Here is a 17,128-nt window from a genome sequence, read left to right on the forward strand (position 1 = left end):
GAGAAAATAATGATTTGGTCAGCAAAAGACTTAAGTAGTGCGTTGAATATTGAAGTACATCCTGATATTCAGGGGAGGCAGATTCAATTTAACTCTAATTCCGTTGCAAACGGCGATTTATTCATTGCTCTGCAAGGTAATAATGATGGACATAATTATGCCTTACACGCTCTAGAACAAGGAGCAAATGCAGTAATTATTAGTAAGGAAATAAAAGGATTACCTGATAATAAAGTAATTATGGTCTCTGATACCTTAACTGCTCTACACCACATGGCTGAGTATAAACGTAAAAAATCTAAAGCAAGGTCTATTGGTGTTACCGGTAGTATTGGTAAAACGGGTACTAAGGAAGCAATCAAAACTATATTAAGTTATTTTGGACCTACTTTTGCTAGCAGAGGAAATTTTAACAACCACCTTGGCGTGCCTATAAATCTTGCTTCGATGCCTGATGATATAGAATATGCTGTTTTTGAAATGGGTATGAATCATTCAGGAGAAATAAGAGAGCTGACAAAAATGGTACGACCTAACATATCAGTAATCACCACAATAGCGGAAGCCCATCTTGAATTTTTTGAATCTATGCTTAGTTTGGTTGATGCCAAATGTGAAATTTTTGAAGGAATGCCAAAAAATGGCATAGCTGTTGTAAATTCAGACCATCAATATTATGACCGAATTTTACAAAATCTTAAACAATTATCGATTAATAATATATATAGTTTTGGTAAGTCCGAAGGCACAGATTCTAGATTAATATCATATGAGCATATTGGACAAGAAGTACGTCTACATTATTCTATCTGTAACACTAAAATAGATATTAAAATTCCTTTTGTACCGGAACATTATGCTAGAAATTATACTGCCGCTCTTCAGGTAGCAGCAATGCTGAACTTAGATATTAATGCTGCAGCAACACAATTAAGCAAAATATCATTAACTGAAGGACGTGGTAAACTAGTCAACGCTAAATATAATGGTCAGAACTATCAAATTATCTGTGATTATTATAATGCTAATCCAGCATCAGTAAAAGCTGCTTTATTATATCTAAAACAGCTTAGTGGACAGAAAAAAGTTGCTATACTAGGTGATATGCTAGAATTGGGAGAAAATTCGATAAAATTCCATAAAGACTTAATACCAGCAATTCTTGATTCTAGTACTAAGAGGGTTTTTTTAGTAGGTAATCTTACCAAACATATATACGATTCTTTGCCAAATGACATAGAAAAAATGCATTTTGATAATGTTGATTTGTTGATAGAAAACTTAAATGAATTACTTAAAGGCGATGAATTACTCTTACTAAAAGGATCTAACAGTATCAAACTTAGTAAAATTACACAATCTTTTGAATTGCTACAATGATATACAACCTTCTTGCCCCCTATATACATAAATTACATATAGCAAATTTATTCCACTATGTTACTTTTCGTATTGGACTTGCCATATTATTTAGTTTGACCCTTTCTTTTTTAATAGGGCCTAGATTAATTAGATTTTTACAAAATTTACAAAAATATGGTCAACCAATTCGTGACGACGGACCAGAAACGCACAAAGCAAAAGTAGGAACACCAACTATGGGGGGGATAATGATTATCCTCACCGTTTGTTTTTCCACTCTATTATTCTCTGACCTTACTAATAAATATATATGGATAGTGTTATTTGTCTTTGTTAGTTTTGGTGTACTTGGTTTTATGGATGATTATGCTAAAGTAACAAAACACCACTATAGAGGCGTTAGCGGAAAGAAGAAATTATTATTTCAGTTCACTATTTGTCTAATTGCCTGTTTACTATTAAGAGATTCCAATAGTCAGGGAAACAATCTGCTCACTATTCCATTTTTTAAAAATTTATTGATTGATTTAGGTTTGTTTTATATACCATTTAGCATGTTTGTTATAGTTGGTGCATCAAATGCGGTGAATCTAACAGATGGTCTTGATGGTCTTGCCATAGTACCTATTGCTATTACTGCAGGTTCTTTTACCTTAATTATTTACTTGGTTGGTAATAGTTTCTATGCAAATTATCTACAAATTATGTATATACCAAATATTTCTGAATTAACTATCTTCTGTGCTTCAATTGTTGGTGCTAGCCTAGGATTCTTATGGTTTAATGCACAGCCAGCAGAAATTTTTATGGGAGATACTGGAAGCCTAAGTCTTGGTGGCGTTCTTGGTGTTATTAGCGTTATAACCAAACATGAAATTGTACTAGCAATTATCGGCGGATTATTTGTTATTGAAACTTTATCAGTAATTATTCAAGTATATTATTTTAAAGCTACTAATGGTAAAAGAATTTTCAAAATGGCTCCGCTGCACCATCATTTTGAGAAACATGGCTGGCCAGAATCAAAAGTTGTGATACGCTTTTGGATTATAGCCATAATATTTGCTCTAATTGGTTTATCTTCACTAAAACTGCGATAGAAAAGCTATAGTCAATTCAGGAGGATTGGGTAGCAGGAGCGATCGAAGACGGCACTACCTACTTCTCATCAATTGACTATATATATTATACCATTTCCGAAAACTAATCATCACGTCGTCGTACTTCATGATCTCCGCTCTTCACGTACTAGTTGTACGCTCCGGTGCTTGACACTCGTACTCCGAGTAGCAATTTAGTTTTGGGAAATGGTATTATTATTGCTGATTATGACATATAGCAATTATTAATTGTAATTTTAAATTATTTCACAGTCTATGATTAAATTATTGTTGATTATTTAATTATTTGCTATATAGTTGATCTAAGATAAAAAAATAGCTTTATGAAAACTACCTTACCTAGCCGATCATTAGTTATTAAAGAAAAACTAGACAATAGACTTCTTTCGAAACTCGCTTATGCTGAGGGATTTGAAGGAGACGCGGAACCTCGACCCGCAGCGTACTCTAATGTACGTGAGGATTCGAGTACCGCATCGACGTACAAATCACCAGCAGAAGTAGAGTTTCGAAAGAAGTCTAATATTGTTAAAGAAATTCTAGACGTAGGCAAATCAAAAATAGCGATGATTATTTTATTTGGTTCTTATGCTAGAGGTGATTGGGTATAAGACATATATCAGCAAGAGCATATTACCTACAGCTATCAAAGTGATTTTGATCTTTTATTGATTTTAAAGAAAGGCAAATATGCAGGTCATCAAGCTAGAGAATTACAATATACGATAGAAAAAAGGCTCGATAAAAAATTCCCAATTACTATAGATACCATGATAAAAAGGCAGTCAGTTACCCTGATATTTGAGCCTATTAAGCAGGTAAATAGCCAATTGGAAAAAGGTCAGTATTTCTTTTGTGATATCAAGAAAGAAGGAGTTCTTTTATATGATAGCACCAAACAAACTGCTGCACATTTGTAAAAACATAAACAAACTTTGGTAGTGAGCCATCAACAACAAGGTATAGTGTTTGCGATTATTGTGTGTTAAAGTTACAGTTAGCCTAGTTGGTTAAAGAGCAATTATCTTTTTAAAAAAATTAAATATTTTTTATCTGTATTTTATATAAATAAAAAATATTATTGATTAACAACAAATACACGTTTTTGTTGAATAAGCTTATGGCAAACTTCCAGTAATTTACGCATACAAGCTACTGTCGCAACTTTTTTAGGTTTAAAATTATTAATAAGTCTGTCATATAAAGCTTTTAAATATTGAAAGCCATTTTTACCTGTTAGTACTGCCATATATAGTGCATCTCGTGGTATTTTCCTGCCACCTCTAATAAATCTTCGACCTTGTTTACTACCACTATCCCGAGCATATGGAGCTATCCCAACCATCTCATTGTCCAATAATTAGATATTTGTTTAAATATCGTTGCCACTCAACAGTTTCACCTGCAGTAAATGATGTTGGTTCAGAAATTACCGTAAGATATAATTCGAAATTAAAAAAACTTATTGTTGATTTTAGCTAAGTGATAATTTAAAATTAAAAATGAAGTAACTGCAAAGTTACTTTGGGGTGTCGAAACCTCCATTTAAGAGCGGTAAGCATCAACCGATAAAATGATGCTCTTCGATTTGCCATGGTCGGGGAGATGCTAGCTATGTTCAAGGCTTGGGGTGTAAACTTCAAGCCTAAAGGCTATCGTAACTGTCTCTTAAAGGTTTTTCGAACTCCCCGATCGCCAAGATATATATAACCTATAAAACTTTTTTTTATCATTTTATCTTTGGCGATCAAAACTCTTAATTATTAAAACATTAGAGAAGGGGTCGCATATGCACAACCAACAAGCCATTATCTTATTATATTCATCACATGCCCGTTTTGAACTAATAAGGCAATCTTTGATCAATTTTTGTAAGGAAAATAATTTTACAATAATAAAAATTATTGACGCACCCAATAAATACGATGACAGTATACTTCGCGAATTAATTTATACAGTAAGCAAACAAAACAATTATAATAGTCCTATCAATCTAATCATCGATGACAGTATATTTGGTAATATTTGTTATTTCGTAACTTGGGTGGTAATTACTACTTTATTAGAAGCTAAGCTGATTAATAGGCTTTATATTCAAGAAAATATATTGCATACTGCCAATATTGAAAAAGATAAATTTGATAATTTTTTAGCAACTAACATAATAACTGAGCATTATTTATTAAAATTCTGTTTCTCATATTTTAACATTATAATGCATGCTGCTAAAGCAACAATAGATTTCGATGATGAAGTAATTACATAAAGGCAGCAATGCATAATATATAGAGGCTTTTTTAAGTATTTTTGAGACTTTGTACTTGTGTACATAAAAGTTTATAAATCATTTAGATCAACTGCTATTGCTTCTTTCTTTTCTTTTAGTCTTTCTTCAGCAAGTTTAAGTAAATCTCTATCATCTAATATTTCAACTATTTGTTCGTATAGCTCAGCTGGAACTAAATAAGCAGTTGGTTTATTATGATTCAATAAAGCAATAGGCTCACCGCTAGATTTAGCTAGCAATGCCGTAGGACTTTTTTTTAATTCTGATATACTGGCAGTAAGGTTAGTATAAATATGGTGCATTGTTATAGTATGATTGATACCTAATTATATACTCATTATAGTACTTAATTTAGGTTTTAACAATATTTTAATTTACCAATTTCCTAATTTGAATTGGTATACTCTTCTGCTCCTACGAATTGTTTTTTGAAAATATCATGGATTCGCATGCTCACATACTATATGTACGCCTAGCATGCTCACCATTTATTTCCAAATCCAATTCTTCAAATCATTTGAGTATATTATATCGAACTCATACAATAAAAAAAACCATGATAAATATAACATGATCAGTTATATATAGTGGTAGGATGGGTAAACTGTATCTCGAATTGAAGCTTTGAATTTTAAAGACTTCGTACCTCAGCAAAGACCCATCCTGTTTGGAGAAAGACTACGAACGGATGTCATAAGGTTTAAACCTTGCGTATGAGTATGTAGCATATCCTATTATTAATATAAATCATGAGGCTTTATATGGCAACAACTTATATTGGTGTGGACGTTAGTAAAAAAACTTTAAGTATCTATATGCTAGCTACCAACAAGGCTTTTGAAGTTACCAATGATCAACATGGCTTTACCACTATGCTTAGCACTATTAATAAATACTATCCTGTCTTATCTGAGTTAATTGTTGTCTTTGAACCTACTGGTGGATATGAATATAATTTAAGAGAATTTTTAAAAATAAATAAATTGCCTTTTGCTACAGTACACCCTAATAAAGTGCGTAGTTATGCTAAAGCTAAAGGATGGCTTGCTAAAACTGATAATATCGATAGTAAATTGTTGCATGAAAGTATTTTTGCAGGTAGAGGTAATCTTCGAAGAGTTCTTTATAATATGGCTGCAGTAGCTGCCTTACGATGTAATAAGTGCTTACGCAATTTTTATGACCACTTAATTGCTAAACATAAACCAGCAAAAGTTGCTCTTGTTGCTGTTATGCGTAAATTACTAGCTTTTATGCACTCTATTGTAAAAAATAATTCTTCCTGGAATGAAAATTTATGTTAAGTTACTATTTTTTTATTGACTTCCATTACGAATGCTCAGGTTTATTTACCTAGGGCAGTTTAAAAAACCTAACTTTAAGTTGAGAATAATTTAAATAACCTATGTCTATAATTGTTAAAATTTTCTCTAGTTTCAGTAATTTTGTTTGAAAATAGAGCTATTATAGCAAGAGTTATTGTCCTCAATAATGACATTATTAACGGAGCTTCTCCAGTACTAATAGTTGACTTATCTTCTTCAAAAACCTTATCTTTTATCCAGTTTAAATTATTTTCGCATGACCAATGACTTCTGTTAAATTTTAACAATTCTTCTGGACTAAACTTTTTCTCTAAGCTAGTAATCATTAATACATTCTCTGTTTCACAGCTATTAGCCTTGTTCTTCTTTTCTCTTTTTAGATGAGTTACAAGCTGATATAGATACTTGGCTTACAAATTATAATGACGAAAGGTCTCATTCAGGTAAACATTGTTTTGGTAAAACACCAATGCAAACTTTTAGAAATTCACTTTATATTGCTAAAGATAAAAATATTAGTAATATAGAGAGAATATCAGACAACTTGGCTATTACTTATCAAGCTGCCTGATTATTACTTATTGTCAGATTAAGTCGTAACTAGTACAGAATTTCCCAGTCGAACCAAATCCACCAGAACCTCTAGAGGTTTCATCTAACGAATCAACCTCATCCCATAAGATCTGCTCATACCTAGCAATAACCATTTGAGCAATTTTCATACCACGCTCAATTACAAAATCTTCTTTAGGATGATGATTAATTAAAATTACCTTTATCTCACCACGATAATCAGCATCAATTGTACCAGGTGAATTCAGCACGGTAACACCATGTTTTAGTGCTAAACCTGATCTTGGTCTGATTTGAGCTTCTAAATGACTAGGTAATGCTATACAAATTCCAGTGGGGACTAACTTTACTTCTTGTGATTTTATAGTTATTGGTTCAATATTTGCTGCTATTAGATCCATACCGGCACTATGCTCAGTAGCATAACTGGGTAAAATATCTACAGAATGTTCTAATTTTTTAATTTTAATGTTCATAAATATAATATTTTTTGGTATGATATTGATCAGCTTGATTACTTAGACTCCAACTTTACTTAACCCTCTTACCATTGGCATCATAAATTTCGATCTTTTCAAGCTTCTCTGCCTCTTTATACGGATAAGTAACCCTAGCTGTAATATAACCTCGGTTATTAGATATAGCCCCTTCAACTGGAGTACCTGCCACTTCCCATACTCCAAGAGTTACAACATCAAGTACTCCATGCCCAGCAGCTCTTAAATAATTCAAACCAGATTTTCTTGCCATAGCCCTATATGTTTCCATATATTTTCCATTTTCTTCTTGATGACGATCAACGATTTCCATACCATGAGATAGAAAACAACCTTTCGTTTGGCATTTAGTTATATCTGATACTGAAATACCTTCATTAGAAGCAGCTTTATAGACAGAGCAACTAGATAAAATTAGCATTATAATAAAAAGAAAAATATTAACTATATACTTACTAAACATTCATTACCCTAAAAAATCAATAAACAGAACACCAACTCATCTTACAGTTATAGCACTGAACTATTTATATTTCTACAATTATTCTATATTGCATGGTTAATACCAGTTACTTCTTCACTCATATATTTATTATTTTATTTTAACTTTTCTATTTCTTTAATACATCAACGGTTAGTGATTATACAACCTTGCTGATTGTCAGATAGTTTATTACAAATCGCTTTAGCTTGGCTTATACTTTGGTAATTACCTACTAATATTAAATAGAAGAAATTTCCTTTATCAGATTGCACCTTCTTGATAGTTATTACTGTATTATTAAGAATTTTTGCATATTTTTTTTTGATTCTTTCTCCTTCTTGGTTAGCTTCTGATTCAGATTTTACCGAGGCTAGTTGAATTTTATAACCACCTTGATTCGACTTATTTAACTGTGTTTCATCAATTTTGCGATGTGATTCAGTAACTTTTATGACATTTAAACCAGCTTTATTATTAGATTGTTGAACTATTGGAACAGATTTTTGCTCTATTAAATTCTCTTTTTGCACCAAGTCATTTTTTATTATATTAGGCAAAATTGTTTCCGTTTCTTCTTCATCTTTACTTAGTTTGTGTTTTTCATACTTAGCTTGATCAGTTTCTACTATACTAAATAAAATCGTGTCTATCGAGTCAAGTTCTTCATCACTTTCTGCTAGTTTTTGTTTAGCGATATTTAATGGCTTTTCCGGTTCAGGTTGTAATATTACAGGTTTATTGGTCTTTTTTTGTTGTAAACTCTCATAAATTATATTATTCGCATTTGGTATCACTATCCCCCCACTATCTTGTGGTTTAATTTTTGTAGGTGATGGATCAGGGTAAATTGTTACTACTTGGCCACTATTTCGGCTGTAATTAGTATAAACTAAATAGGTAATACCACTAATTATTGAGAAAATAATTAGTAAGAGTAAAGTGCGGTTAGTCATCAACTTATAAATTACAATACTTCATTACATTTTATTCATAGGCGTTACCCCTATAACATCAAAACCAACTTTTATAATCTTTTGAATAGACTTTGCTAAAGCAAGCCGAGCAGTGGTTAACTCTATATTATCTTCAATTAGAAACCGATAATCATTATTTTCTTTGCCAAAATTCCATAAAGCATGGAATTTTGAAGCTAAATTAATCAGATAAAAAGCTACTCTGTGGGGTTCAAAATATTTTGCCGAAATCTCTAAAACTTTTGACCATGAAGCAAGAAGTTTAATTATTTCTATTTCCTCTTCGCTGGAAAGTAACGACAAGTCATACTCATTCTCTAAGAATTTACCATATGCTTTTGGCATGGATTCTTTAGCTTTTTCCAGTATAGATATTGTCCTAACATGAGCATATTGTACGTAAAATACAGGATTATCTTTTGATTGTTCTTTTACTTTTACTAGGTCGAAGTCAAGAGCAATATCATTTTTACGGGTTAGCATTATAAATCTTATTATATCTTTACCTACCTCATTTGTTACATCTCGCACACTAGTAAAATTACCGCTACGTTTTGACATTTTTATAGCGATACCGTTTTCAACAAAATTTACTAACTGGCAAATCTTAACATCAACTTTAACTTTTTCTCCACCAAGGGCTTTAACTATTGCCTCAATTCTTTTTACGTAACCACAATGATCTGCACCTAGAATATAAACTAGATGATCAAAACCACGATCTATTTTATCCTTAGCATAAGCTAAATCAGAGGCAAAATATGACCAACTACCGTCAGATTTTTCTATTGGTCTATCTTGATTATCACCAAAAGCCGTAGATTTAAACAATTTCTGAGTTCTTGAATCCCAAGATTCATCTATTTTACCTTTAGGGGGGGGCAACTGCCCCTCATATATTAGTCCCATTTTAGTAAGCATTTGTACAACTTCATCAATATTACCACTATCATGCAGTGACTTTTCCGAGAAGAATACCTCGTGTTCAATATCTAGCTCCTTTAAATCCTGCTTAATTATAGCTAACATTTCTTCTATTGCAAAATCCTTAACGAGTTCATGACGTTGCCTATCGGCCATTGTTAATAATTTATTACCAAATTTTTCCACCAACTTTTGTCCAATATCTGCCAAATATTCTCCAGGATAAAGCCCTTCTGGTATTACGATCTCTTCTTTTGTTAATGCTTGTTTATAGCGTAAAATAACTGAATTAGCTAAGTCATCCACTTGAGAGCCGGCATCATTAAGGTAATATTCTTTGGTAACAATATAGCCAGTACTATCTAGAACTTTGGCTAAAGCATCACCATAAACAGCACCTCTAGCATGACCAATATGCATAGGACCAGTTGGATTTGCAGATACATATTCAATATTAACCTTTTGATTATTACCAAAATTAATCTTAAAAAAATTCTCCTTATCCAACAATATGTCATTGATAGAGTTATGCCACATATCTGCTTTGATAGTAAAGTTAATAAATCCTGGACCAGCAACTTCTATAGATGCAATATATGGAAGAGGCGTTAATATTTCCTTAAATCTAATAGCTAGTTCCTTAGGTTTAATATTTTGTTTTGCAGCGATAATCATAGCTATATTACTTGAAAGATCACCATTGAGATTATCTTTAGGAATTTCTATAGCCGCCAATTTTAACACATCTTCATTATCGCATATTTGTCTAGCTGCACTAATGATATCGTCACGTAATTTATTAAATATATTCATAAATCAAATATTGTTAGAATTAAAGGAATAAAGAGCCTGATATTCTTGAATAGCAAAGCGGTCAGTCATACCAGCTATATAATCTGCTACTATATCAGCCTTAGATTTTATATCCCCTGGTATAATTAATTCTTTCCAACTAAATGGTAATAAATCAACATTATCCATATATACTCTAAATAACTCTTGTACAATTTTCTGACATTTTAAAGTTATAGAGGTCAGTTTATTATACCTATATACTTTATCATACAAGAATTGTTTAATTTCCATTATACGCTCTTTTGCTTTGTCAGTAAAATTAACAAGCTGATAATCAAGATGGCGTATATCATCGGTTGTGATTATTTTCTGTTTTTGTAAATTATTATTTGTTTGTAGCAGTAAATCAGCAATTAAATCGCTGATCAACTTACGCACTACTTCATAAATGAGTCGAGATGTTGTTATATTTTCAAATTGGGACTTAATTTCAAAAGCATATTGATCAATAAATTTAATTTCCGTTAGATGATTAAAGTCAATAATCTTGGCACCAATACTATCTTCTAAATCATGGGAAATATAACTAATATCATCAGCTAACGAAGCAATTTGGGCTTCAGCTGAAGAATAATGAGTTAAATCAAGGTTATGTTGTAAATCATACTCTACTATATATTTAGGTATATTATTTATTAAAGGACCATTATGTTTCACAATTCCTTCTAGCACTTCCCATGTCAAATTTAATCCATCATAAGCCGCATATCTTTTCTCTACTTTAGTAAGAATCTTTAATGAATGAGCATTATGGGAAAATCCACCATAATCTTCCATACATTTATTTAGTGCTATCTCCCCTGCATGACCGAAAGGAGTATGCCCAAGATCATGAGCAAGACCTATAGTCTCTGCTAAATCACTTGATAAATTAAGGGTTCTAGCAATAGAACGTGCAACCGTAGAAACTTCAATCGAATGAGTAAGGCGATTCCGATAATGATCCCCCTCGTGATTAATAAAAACCTGAGTTTTATATTGTAAACGTCTGAAAGCCTTTGAATGAATTATGCGATCCCTATCTCGTTCAAATTCATTTCTATAAGATGTAGGATATTCATTAAACAATCTCCCCCTAGTCTTGGCTGGATCTACTGCATATGAAGCAAGCATATATTAACTCCTATTTAATTTGAATTCGATGTAACAAGTTACATCGAATGATGAAAAAAGTTAAAATGCACTCGCGTCAACCGCTTCAAGAGTGCATTTTTCCTTATAACAAAGCCAGTATAGAATTACCTAGCAAGCTTTTCAAGGTTTTTAAATGAAACTCTTGCAAAATTAGGTTTTTAGGATTATTCTAATGGTCTTTATAATATAAGATTATGTCAATAAAAGTTACTGATAATGCTTTTAAAAGAGTAGATGAGCTAATAAAACTAGAAAGTAATCCAAGTTTGGTTCTTAGAGTAGTTGTTGATGGTGGAGGCTGTTCTGGATTTGTTTATAAATACGCTCTCGTTCCAAGCAATGATATAACAAAAGATGACTGTACTATAGAAAAAGATAATATTAAAGTAGTTATCGATGAAATATCTCAGCAGCTTATGGTTGATTGTATAATAGATTTTATCGAAGAATTAGGTAGTTCCTATTTTGAAATTAGAAACCCCCTTGCAAAAAATAAGTGTGGGTGTGGTAATTCATTCTCTGTATAACTGTATATACTCAATTAACCTGAAGAGTTGGCAAAATGATTAAAAGTTATAGTCTGAAATTGGTCAGTTATAAGAGTAAGCAAATTACCTTGGATTTATCAATATTAGCAAAAAATCTATCTATAGCTTCTGAGAATTGAGCAAAATTATGGTAAAATTTATTATTTGTTACAATTCTATGCATAAATTTCCATAATCGTTCAATCGGATTAAGATTAGGGCTATAGGGAGGTAAAAATACTAATTCTATAGAAGGAATAGTATGTCCGAGTTCTTTATATTTCTCCCGTGGAGTTCTACCATAACTGTCGAAAGTTAGTAAATATAGCTTCCCTATACATCATTAGACTTCTTTCGAAACTCGCTTATGCTGAGGGATTTGAAGGAGACGCGGAACGCAGAACCGCAGCGTACTCTAATGTACGTGAGGATTCGAGTACCGCATCGACGTACAAATCACCAGCAGAAGTAGAGTTTCGAAAGAAGTCTATTGCGAGGAGTTGCGAAAAAGCGGCGACGCGGCAATCCAAGATACGCAAAGCGTTACTCTAAAAAAACAGCCTAGCTGTTTACCTAGATCGCTACGGCATCTAAAGAGCCTTGCTATAACGATTATAGAAAAATTTAGGGTACTATGGTCACGATGTTAAAAGAATTTTCCATAAAATTCCATGATCTTTTCTTTAACCTGAATTGGATCAGTCATCATATTAACCCCTCCTCTAAATTCAGCTGAGTTTGCTAAACCACTACTATACCAACCTATATGTTTTCTAGCTAGCTGAACAGCTGTATCATTTCCATAATACTCTAACATAGCATCATAATGACTCAGTATTATTTCTAGCTGCTCTGCTATTGAAGGTGGCGGGAGTTCTTCTCCGGTTTTAAGATAATGTGCTATTTGAGAAATAAACCATGGTCTACCATATACTCCCCGACCAACCATTATGCCATCAGCACCTGATTTTTGTAAGCATTCCTTGGCTTTAGACAAAGAAGTAATATCTCCATTAGCGATAACTGGAATCCTCACCACATCTTTAACTTGCCTTATAAACTCCCAATCTGCTTGACCTGAATAAAACTGGCATCTTGTTCTGCCATGAATGGTGATCATTTGCACTCCAACATCATAGGCTATTTTTGCTAAATTTGGAGCATTCTTAGTTTGCTCATCCCAACCAGTTCGCATTTTTAAAGTTACTGGGATTTTGACAGATTTTACCGTAGTTTCTAAAATTTTTGCAGCTAATTTCTCATCTCTCATTAAAGCTGAGCCAGAATATCCTCCTACTACTTTCTTAGCTGGACAACCAAAGTTTAAATCAATAATCTTTGCCCCCATATCCTCATTCATTTTAGCTGATTCTGCTATTATATCAGGTTCGCACCCAGCAATCTGTACACATGAACCAGTAGCATCGTCCCCAATAATCGCACATCTTTGCAAAGATTGTCTTGTTTCAATAATCATCGCTCTACTTGCCACCATTTCAGAAACGACAAGTCCTGCACCAAATTTTTTCACTAACTTTCTAAATGGTAGATCAGTAACACCAGACATTGGAGCTAATATCACCGGATGAGGTAGCTGAATATTGCCTATTTTTATCATAAATATATTTTCATTACTTTAAGTAGCTTTTAATTATAGAATAATTATTATAAATTATCATAAGATACCACAAACTAATGCTATCACTAAGAAAAATTTTTAGTATTATCTGCAGGATATTGTTATATAATATTATTGAGCATTATTGTTGAGTATTTTCAGCCAAGAAATTATGTCATGAAAATCAATGTAGAGATTATTCGAGCTTGTCAAGATTGGAAAAATCAAAAATTTATTAATAAACTATTAGTGAAGAAGGTTGTTGGTGCTATACTGAGTAAATATAAGAATTTTAAGAGAGTTGCAGAGTTTGAGTTAGCAATATTACTGACTAATAATAATGAAATGTTGAATTTGAATAGCCAATTTCGTGGCAAAGCAAAAGCTACAAATGTACTATCATTTCCTGATATAGAATTAGACTTTCGGCATTTACTTGAATTTACTCCTAATGTACATTGTATGTATTTGGGGGACATAGCTTTTGGCTATGAAATAATTCAAAACGAAGCTATAAGTCAAAATAAAGCCTTTGGAGACCATTTTGTCCATCTTTTGGTACATAGTATTTTACATTTACTTGGATTCAATCACCAAGATGACGAGGAAGCAGATATTATGGAAAATTTAGAAATAGAAATATTAAAGGGTTTTGCTATTGCCTCTCCATATTAGGTTCTGTCCACTTCTTCGAAAAAAGAAAACCTTACATCTATTCATTCTAAAAGGGCTATGCTGAAAAATCCTTCAAAAATTATTACTCTTAAATCTTTTTTCTCTCGGCTGTTTTCTAAAGAGAAGCTAGAGGATAATTTTTATGATGCAATTAAAAAGCTAAAATCTAACAGTAAAAAAATGACGTTAGAAGAAAAAAAGATTTTTATGAATCTTCTGAAATTTGGTCATAAAACTGTAGAAGATGTAATGATCCCTAGATCTGATATTAAGGCAGTAAAATTAACTGCCAGTATAGATGAGTTAAGCCAAATGCTTAATAGCAGAATACCTAATACTAGAACATTAGTTTATGATGAAACTTTGGATAATATAGTTGGCTTTATTCATATAAAAGATTTGTTCAAGATACTTGTTACTAAGCAACTTATTACAAATCAAGAATTGCAGCTAAAAAAAATAATTCGTAAACCTATCATCTCTGCTCATTCAATGAAATTGATAGATTTACTAGCAAAAATGCGAAGAGATCGTGTACAGATATCGATAGTTGTGGATGAGTATGGTGGAACTGACGGTATTGTAACCATGGAAGATATTATGGAGGAGATAGTTGGCAGAATAAATGATGAGCATGATAAGAAATCAGATAATGATAGTTTCAGAATTATCAATAATAATACTATTTTATCAAATGCTCGAGTGAAAGTTGAGGATCTTGAATCAGCTCTAGGTGTGAAACTAAAACTCCAAAATGATGAATTCGATACAATTGGTGGTCTAGTCTTAGCAAAAGTAGGTAATGTCCCTTTGGTTGGTACTAAAATTGATATTGAGCAGCAGGTTGAACTTGAAGTGATTGATGCAAGCCCAAGATCACTTAAGCAAGTTAAGCTGCGGTTAAAAAATGGTACAATATTACATGATAATACCTTATGATTATTACAACTAATTTGGCCATGAGCTATGGTGCAAAAATATTATTTACCGACGTAAATGTTCATATCAAAAATGGTAATAGATATGGGCTTGTTGGGGCAAATGGTGCTGGTAAATCCACGTTCTTTAAGATTTTGCTTCAAGAGGAAGAGGCTAGTATCGGAGAATTTACCTGTATCAAAAATGCACGTATAGGATGTTTAAAGCAGGATCAATTTCTTTATGAAAATACCTCAATTATTAATACCGTTATTGCCGGTAGAAGTGAATTATGGCAAGCACTGCAAGAAAAAGAAAAATTATTAGCAATTGATCAATGTGATGAGGAAATAGGTTATCGATTAGGTGAGTTGGAACAAATTATAGCTGACAATGATGGATATATATCAGAAATTTTTGCAGTTGAGTTACTGCTTGGTTTAGGAATACAAGAAAAATATCATCTTCAGCCTTTATCCGTTCTATCCGGCGGCTATAAACTTAGGGTACTCTTAGCCCAAAGTTTATTCAATAATCCTGATATATTGTTACTTGATGAGCCAACAAACCATCTTGATATAGTCTCAATTTATTGGCTAGAAAATTATCTAAAACAGAAATTCAAAGGTGCTTTGGTATTTATTTCACACGATCTTGTTTTTCTTAATAATATTTCTACACATATTCTTGATATAGATTATGGTACTATCAAGATTTATACTGGTAATTATGATATTTTTGTTCGTGATAAACAGTTGGTTACCGAACAAAAGCTTAAAGAATTTTCTCATTTAGAGAAAAAAATTGCTACTATGCAGAGTTTCGTTGACCGGTTTAGAGCGTTGGCTACTAGGGCTAGGCAAGCTGCATCACGAGAAAAACAAATAGAAAAAATGGAATTACCTGACATCCAAGAAAGTTCGCGTGTTAGTCCATATTTTAATTTTAAGCAAAAAAGACCATCTGGAAAATTAGTGTTAAAAGTTCAGGGTATTTCTAAAAGCTACGAGGATAAAAAAATATTAAATAATGTGAATTTTACTGTCTCACGTGGAGAAAAAATTATTATTATTGGTCCAAATGGTATTGGTAAATCCACTTTGCTTAAGATTCTTATTAATAAAATTTCTGCTGATTTAGGAAGTTATGAATGGGGTTATGAAACGCAAGTTTCTTATTTTGCTCAGGATCATCATGAATTACTAAATGAAAGTATGAGTGTTATTGATTGGTTATCCGACCAAATACCTACTGAAAGTGATAATGTGCTACGTAATGTACTAGGTCAATTATTATTCCGTAAAGATGAAGTAAGTAAGAATATTCTAAATTTAAGTGGAGGGGAAGGAGCACGTTTATTACTAGCAAAAATTATATTGGAAGAAAGTAATATATTGATATTAGATGAGCCAACTAACCACTTAGATATTGAATCTAAGGATATGTTAAAAAAAGCTCTAATTAACTATCAAGGAACTCTAATATTAGTAACTCATGATCGAGATTTTGCTAGCAATATAGCCACAAGGGTTATTGCTCTATCCCACCGAACTATCACTGATTTTAAAGGTAAATATCAGGAATATTTGCATAAATATGGTAATGATTATTTGGATAGTAGTTGGGTGTTGGCAAATAAGAGAGTGAAATAGTATAGTAAACTCAGGTTACTTTAGCAATTGCCTTTAATATAAGGAAAAATGCATTCTTAAAGCGGCTAACGCGAATGCATTTTAAACCTTTCTAAAGCTAAAAACATGATTTTAAAAGATTAAAATCATGTTTTTAGCAAAATATTAATTTAACAATCAGATGCAGAGCCGTCTCAAATCTGATTGTTTCCATAATTTCACC

The 17,128-nt window shown here is 32.1% G+C and carries 20 protein-coding genes and 2 pseudogenes; 12 read left to right on the forward strand and 10 right to left on the reverse strand.

Features of this window, described 5'->3' with window-relative positions:
• The first annotated feature begins 9 nt into the window (after nucleotides 1–9).
• From AAGD53_RS06860 to AAGD53_RS06875, 4 genes are all read left to right on the forward strand, one after another.
• Nucleotides 10–1,380: a UDP-N-acetylmuramoyl-tripeptide--D-alanyl-D-alanine ligase gene (locus AAGD53_RS06860; RefSeq protein ID WP_341762680.1), complete on the forward strand. Its 1,371-nt coding sequence runs from the start codon at nucleotides 10–12 to the stop codon at nucleotides 1,378–1,380.
• A complete protein-coding gene (mraY, locus tag AAGD53_RS06865) occupies nucleotides 1,377–2,462 on the forward strand; it encodes a phospho-N-acetylmuramoyl-pentapeptide-transferase (RefSeq protein WP_341761607.1) in 1,086 nt (361 codons plus the stop codon). Before AAGD53_RS06860 ends, mraY begins: the two co-directional genes overlap by 4 nt.
• Before the next feature lie 344 nt (nucleotides 2,463–2,806).
• A complete protein-coding gene (locus tag AAGD53_RS06870) occupies nucleotides 2,807–3,094 on the forward strand; it encodes a palindromic element RPE1 domain-containing protein (protein WP_341762681.1) in 288 nt (95 codons plus the stop codon).
• A 57-nt stretch (nucleotides 3,095–3,151) separates the two neighbouring features.
• On the forward strand, nucleotides 3,152–3,403 hold the full coding sequence (locus AAGD53_RS06875; RefSeq protein ID WP_341762682.1) for a hypothetical protein: 252 nt from the start codon (nucleotides 3,152–3,154) through the stop codon (nucleotides 3,401–3,403).
• A gap of 158 nt (nucleotides 3,404–3,561) precedes the next feature.
• On the opposite strand, the gene AAGD53_RS06880 is transcribed toward AAGD53_RS06875, so the two are convergent.
• Nucleotides 3,562–3,828: a transposase gene (locus AAGD53_RS06880; protein ID WP_341762683.1), complete on the reverse strand. Its 267-nt coding sequence runs from the start codon at nucleotides 3,826–3,828 to the stop codon at nucleotides 3,562–3,564.
• Between the two features lie 444 nt (nucleotides 3,829–4,272).
• Here AAGD53_RS06880 and AAGD53_RS06885 point away from each other — a divergent pair, with 444 nt between their 5' ends.
• A complete protein-coding gene (locus AAGD53_RS06885; protein WP_341762684.1) occupies nucleotides 4,273–4,749 on the forward strand; it encodes a hypothetical protein in 477 nt (158 codons plus the stop codon).
• Nucleotides 4,750–4,820: 71 nt separating this feature from the next.
• Here AAGD53_RS06885 and AAGD53_RS06890 read toward each other — a convergent pair whose 3' ends face one another.
• Entirely contained in the window at nucleotides 4,821–5,072 is a 252-nt protein-coding gene (locus AAGD53_RS06890; protein ID WP_341762685.1) for a type II toxin-antitoxin system Phd/YefM family antitoxin, read from the reverse strand.
• A gap of 459 nt (nucleotides 5,073–5,531) precedes the next feature.
• Between AAGD53_RS06890 and AAGD53_RS06895 the strand changes: the two genes are divergently transcribed.
• The gene (locus tag AAGD53_RS06895) at nucleotides 5,532–6,074 is read left to right on the forward strand and encodes an IS110 family transposase (RefSeq protein ID WP_341762686.1); all 543 of its coding nucleotides are present in this window, start codon (nucleotides 5,532–5,534) and stop codon (nucleotides 6,072–6,074) included.
• A 74-nt stretch (nucleotides 6,075–6,148) separates the two neighbouring features.
• Here AAGD53_RS06895 and AAGD53_RS06900 read toward each other — a convergent pair whose 3' ends face one another.
• Nucleotides 6,149–6,421 (reverse strand): hypothetical protein, encoded by a 273-nt coding sequence (locus AAGD53_RS06900; RefSeq protein ID WP_341762687.1) that lies wholly within the window; start codon nucleotides 6,419–6,421, stop codon nucleotides 6,149–6,151.
• Nucleotides 6,422–6,471: 50 nt separating this feature from the next.
• Here AAGD53_RS06900 and AAGD53_RS06905 point away from each other — a divergent pair.
• Nucleotides 6,472–6,666, forward strand: a pseudogene (locus AAGD53_RS06905) (IS481 family transposase); the annotation flags it as partial.
• Nucleotides 6,667–6,679: 13 nt separating this feature from the next.
• Here the strand turns inward: AAGD53_RS06905 and dut are convergent.
• The 5 genes from dut to AAGD53_RS06930 all read right to left on the reverse strand — a co-directional run bounded on the left by dut (nucleotide 6,680) and on the right by AAGD53_RS06930 (nucleotide 11,515).
• The gene (gene dut / locus AAGD53_RS06910) at nucleotides 6,680–7,144 is read right to left on the reverse strand and encodes a dUTP diphosphatase (protein ID WP_341761876.1); all 465 of its coding nucleotides are present in this window, start codon (nucleotides 7,142–7,144) and stop codon (nucleotides 6,680–6,682) included.
• Between the two features lie 55 nt (nucleotides 7,145–7,199).
• The gene (locus tag AAGD53_RS06915; RefSeq protein ID WP_341762688.1) at nucleotides 7,200–7,628 is read right to left on the reverse strand and encodes a hypothetical protein; all 429 of its coding nucleotides are present in this window, start codon (nucleotides 7,626–7,628) and stop codon (nucleotides 7,200–7,202) included.
• A gap of 164 nt (nucleotides 7,629–7,792) precedes the next feature.
• Nucleotides 7,793–8,602, reverse strand: a complete 810-nt coding sequence (locus AAGD53_RS06920; protein WP_341762689.1) for an SPOR domain-containing protein — start codon at nucleotides 8,600–8,602, stop codon at nucleotides 7,793–7,795.
• A gap of 24 nt (nucleotides 8,603–8,626) precedes the next feature.
• Entirely contained in the window at nucleotides 8,627–10,360 is a 1,734-nt protein-coding gene (gene argS / locus AAGD53_RS06925; RefSeq protein ID WP_341762690.1) for an arginine--tRNA ligase, read from the reverse strand.
• A gap of 3 nt (nucleotides 10,361–10,363) precedes the next feature.
• Nucleotides 10,364–11,515 (reverse strand): deoxyguanosinetriphosphate triphosphohydrolase, encoded by a 1,152-nt coding sequence (locus AAGD53_RS06930; RefSeq protein ID WP_341761873.1) that lies wholly within the window; start codon nucleotides 11,513–11,515, stop codon nucleotides 10,364–10,366.
• 215 nt (nucleotides 11,516–11,730) lie between these two features.
• Between AAGD53_RS06930 and AAGD53_RS06935 the strand changes: the two genes are divergently transcribed.
• Nucleotides 11,731–12,063, forward strand: coding sequence for a HesB/IscA family protein (locus tag AAGD53_RS06935; RefSeq protein WP_341761872.1), 333 nt, complete (start codon nucleotides 11,731–11,733; stop codon nucleotides 12,061–12,063).
• Between the two features lie 177 nt (nucleotides 12,064–12,240).
• Here the strand turns inward: AAGD53_RS06935 and AAGD53_RS06940 are convergent.
• Nucleotides 12,241–12,316 (reverse strand): annotated as a pseudogene (locus AAGD53_RS06940) (transposase); the annotation flags it as partial.
• Nucleotides 12,317–12,351: 35 nt separating this feature from the next.
• Between AAGD53_RS06940 and AAGD53_RS06945 the strand changes: the two are divergent.
• Nucleotides 12,352–12,615 carry a palindromic element RPE1 domain-containing protein gene (locus AAGD53_RS06945; RefSeq protein ID WP_341762691.1) on the forward strand — a complete coding sequence of 88 codons (264 nt, stop codon included), beginning with the start codon at nucleotides 12,352–12,354 and terminating at the stop codon, nucleotides 12,613–12,615.
• A 94-nt stretch (nucleotides 12,616–12,709) separates the two neighbouring features.
• Here the strand turns inward: AAGD53_RS06945 and dusB are convergent, their stop codons facing one another.
• Nucleotides 12,710–13,681, reverse strand: a complete 972-nt coding sequence (gene dusB, locus AAGD53_RS06950) for a tRNA dihydrouridine synthase DusB (protein ID WP_341761871.1) — start codon at nucleotides 13,679–13,681, stop codon at nucleotides 12,710–12,712.
• Nucleotides 13,682–13,858: 177 nt separating this feature from the next.
• Here dusB and ybeY point away from each other — a divergent pair, with 177 nt between their 5' ends.
• The 3 genes from ybeY to AAGD53_RS06965 are packed head-to-tail and all read left to right on the forward strand — an operon-like array spanning nucleotide 13,859 to nucleotide 16,926.
• Nucleotides 13,859–14,356: an rRNA maturation RNase YbeY gene (ybeY, locus tag AAGD53_RS06955; RefSeq protein ID WP_341762692.1), complete on the forward strand. Its 498-nt coding sequence runs from the start codon at nucleotides 13,859–13,861 to the stop codon at nucleotides 14,354–14,356.
• A gap of 3 nt (nucleotides 14,357–14,359) precedes the next feature.
• Nucleotides 14,360–15,295, forward strand: coding sequence for a hemolysin family protein (locus tag AAGD53_RS06960; RefSeq protein ID WP_375331542.1), 936 nt, complete (start codon nucleotides 14,360–14,362; stop codon nucleotides 15,293–15,295).
• The gene (locus tag AAGD53_RS06965) at nucleotides 15,292–16,926 is read left to right on the forward strand and encodes an ABC-F family ATP-binding cassette domain-containing protein (protein WP_341762693.1); all 1,635 of its coding nucleotides are present in this window, start codon (nucleotides 15,292–15,294) and stop codon (nucleotides 16,924–16,926) included. The genes AAGD53_RS06960 and AAGD53_RS06965 overlap by 4 nt, the downstream gene beginning before the upstream one ends.
• The last annotated feature ends 202 nt before the right edge of the window (nucleotides 16,927–17,128 follow it).

It is taken from the genome of Candidatus Tisiphia endosymbiont of Melanophora roralis (genome assembly GCF_964026575.1).
Classification (GTDB): domain Bacteria; phylum Pseudomonadota; class Alphaproteobacteria; order Rickettsiales; family Rickettsiaceae; genus Tisiphia.

Bases quoted from the DNA above. Each gene is read 5' to 3' on its own strand.
- AAGD53_RS06860 (WP_341762680.1), top strand. From the start codon at position 10: ATGATTTGGTCAGCAAAAGACTTAAGTAGTGCGTTGAATATTGAAGTA.
- mraY (WP_341761607.1), top strand. From the start codon at position 1,377: ATGATATACAACCTTCTTGCCCCCTATATACATAAATTACATATAGCA.
- AAGD53_RS06870 (WP_341762681.1), top strand. From the start codon at position 2,807: ATGAAAACTACCTTACCTAGCCGATCATTAGTTATTAAAGAAAAACTA.
- AAGD53_RS06880 (WP_341762683.1), bottom strand. From the start codon at position 3,828: ATGGTTGGGATAGCTCCATATGCTCGGGATAGTGGTAGTAAACAAGGT.
- AAGD53_RS06885 (WP_341762684.1), top strand. From the start codon at position 4,273: ATGCACAACCAACAAGCCATTATCTTATTATATTCATCACATGCCCGT.
- AAGD53_RS06890 (WP_341762685.1), bottom strand. From the start codon at position 5,072: ATGCACCATATTTATACTAACCTTACTGCCAGTATATCAGAATTAAAA.
- AAGD53_RS06895 (WP_341762686.1), top strand. From the start codon at position 5,532: ATGGCAACAACTTATATTGGTGTGGACGTTAGTAAAAAAACTTTAAGT.
- AAGD53_RS06900 (WP_341762687.1), bottom strand. From the start codon at position 6,421: ATGATTACTAGCTTAGAGAAAAAGTTTAGTCCAGAAGAATTGTTAAAA.
- dut (WP_341761876.1), bottom strand. From the start codon at position 7,144: ATGAACATTAAAATTAAAAAATTAGAACATTCTGTAGATATTTTACCC.
- AAGD53_RS06915 (WP_341762688.1), bottom strand. From the start codon at position 7,628: ATGTTTAGTAAGTATATAGTTAATATTTTTCTTTTTATTATAATGCTA.
- AAGD53_RS06920 (WP_341762689.1), bottom strand. From the start codon at position 8,602: ATGACTAACCGCACTTTACTCTTACTAATTATTTTCTCAATAATTAGT.
- argS (WP_341762690.1), bottom strand. From the start codon at position 10,360: ATGAATATATTTAATAAATTACGTGACGATATCATTAGTGCAGCTAGA.
- AAGD53_RS06930 (WP_341761873.1), bottom strand. From the start codon at position 11,515: ATGCTTGCTTCATATGCAGTAGATCCAGCCAAGACTAGGGGGAGATTG.
- AAGD53_RS06935 (WP_341761872.1), top strand. From the start codon at position 11,731: ATGTCAATAAAAGTTACTGATAATGCTTTTAAAAGAGTAGATGAGCTA.
- dusB (WP_341761871.1), bottom strand. From the start codon at position 13,681: ATGATAAAAATAGGCAATATTCAGCTACCTCATCCGGTGATATTAGCT.
- ybeY (WP_341762692.1), top strand. From the start codon at position 13,859: ATGAAAATCAATGTAGAGATTATTCGAGCTTGTCAAGATTGGAAAAAT.
- AAGD53_RS06965 (WP_341762693.1), top strand. From the start codon at position 15,292: ATGATTATTACAACTAATTTGGCCATGAGCTATGGTGCAAAAATATTA.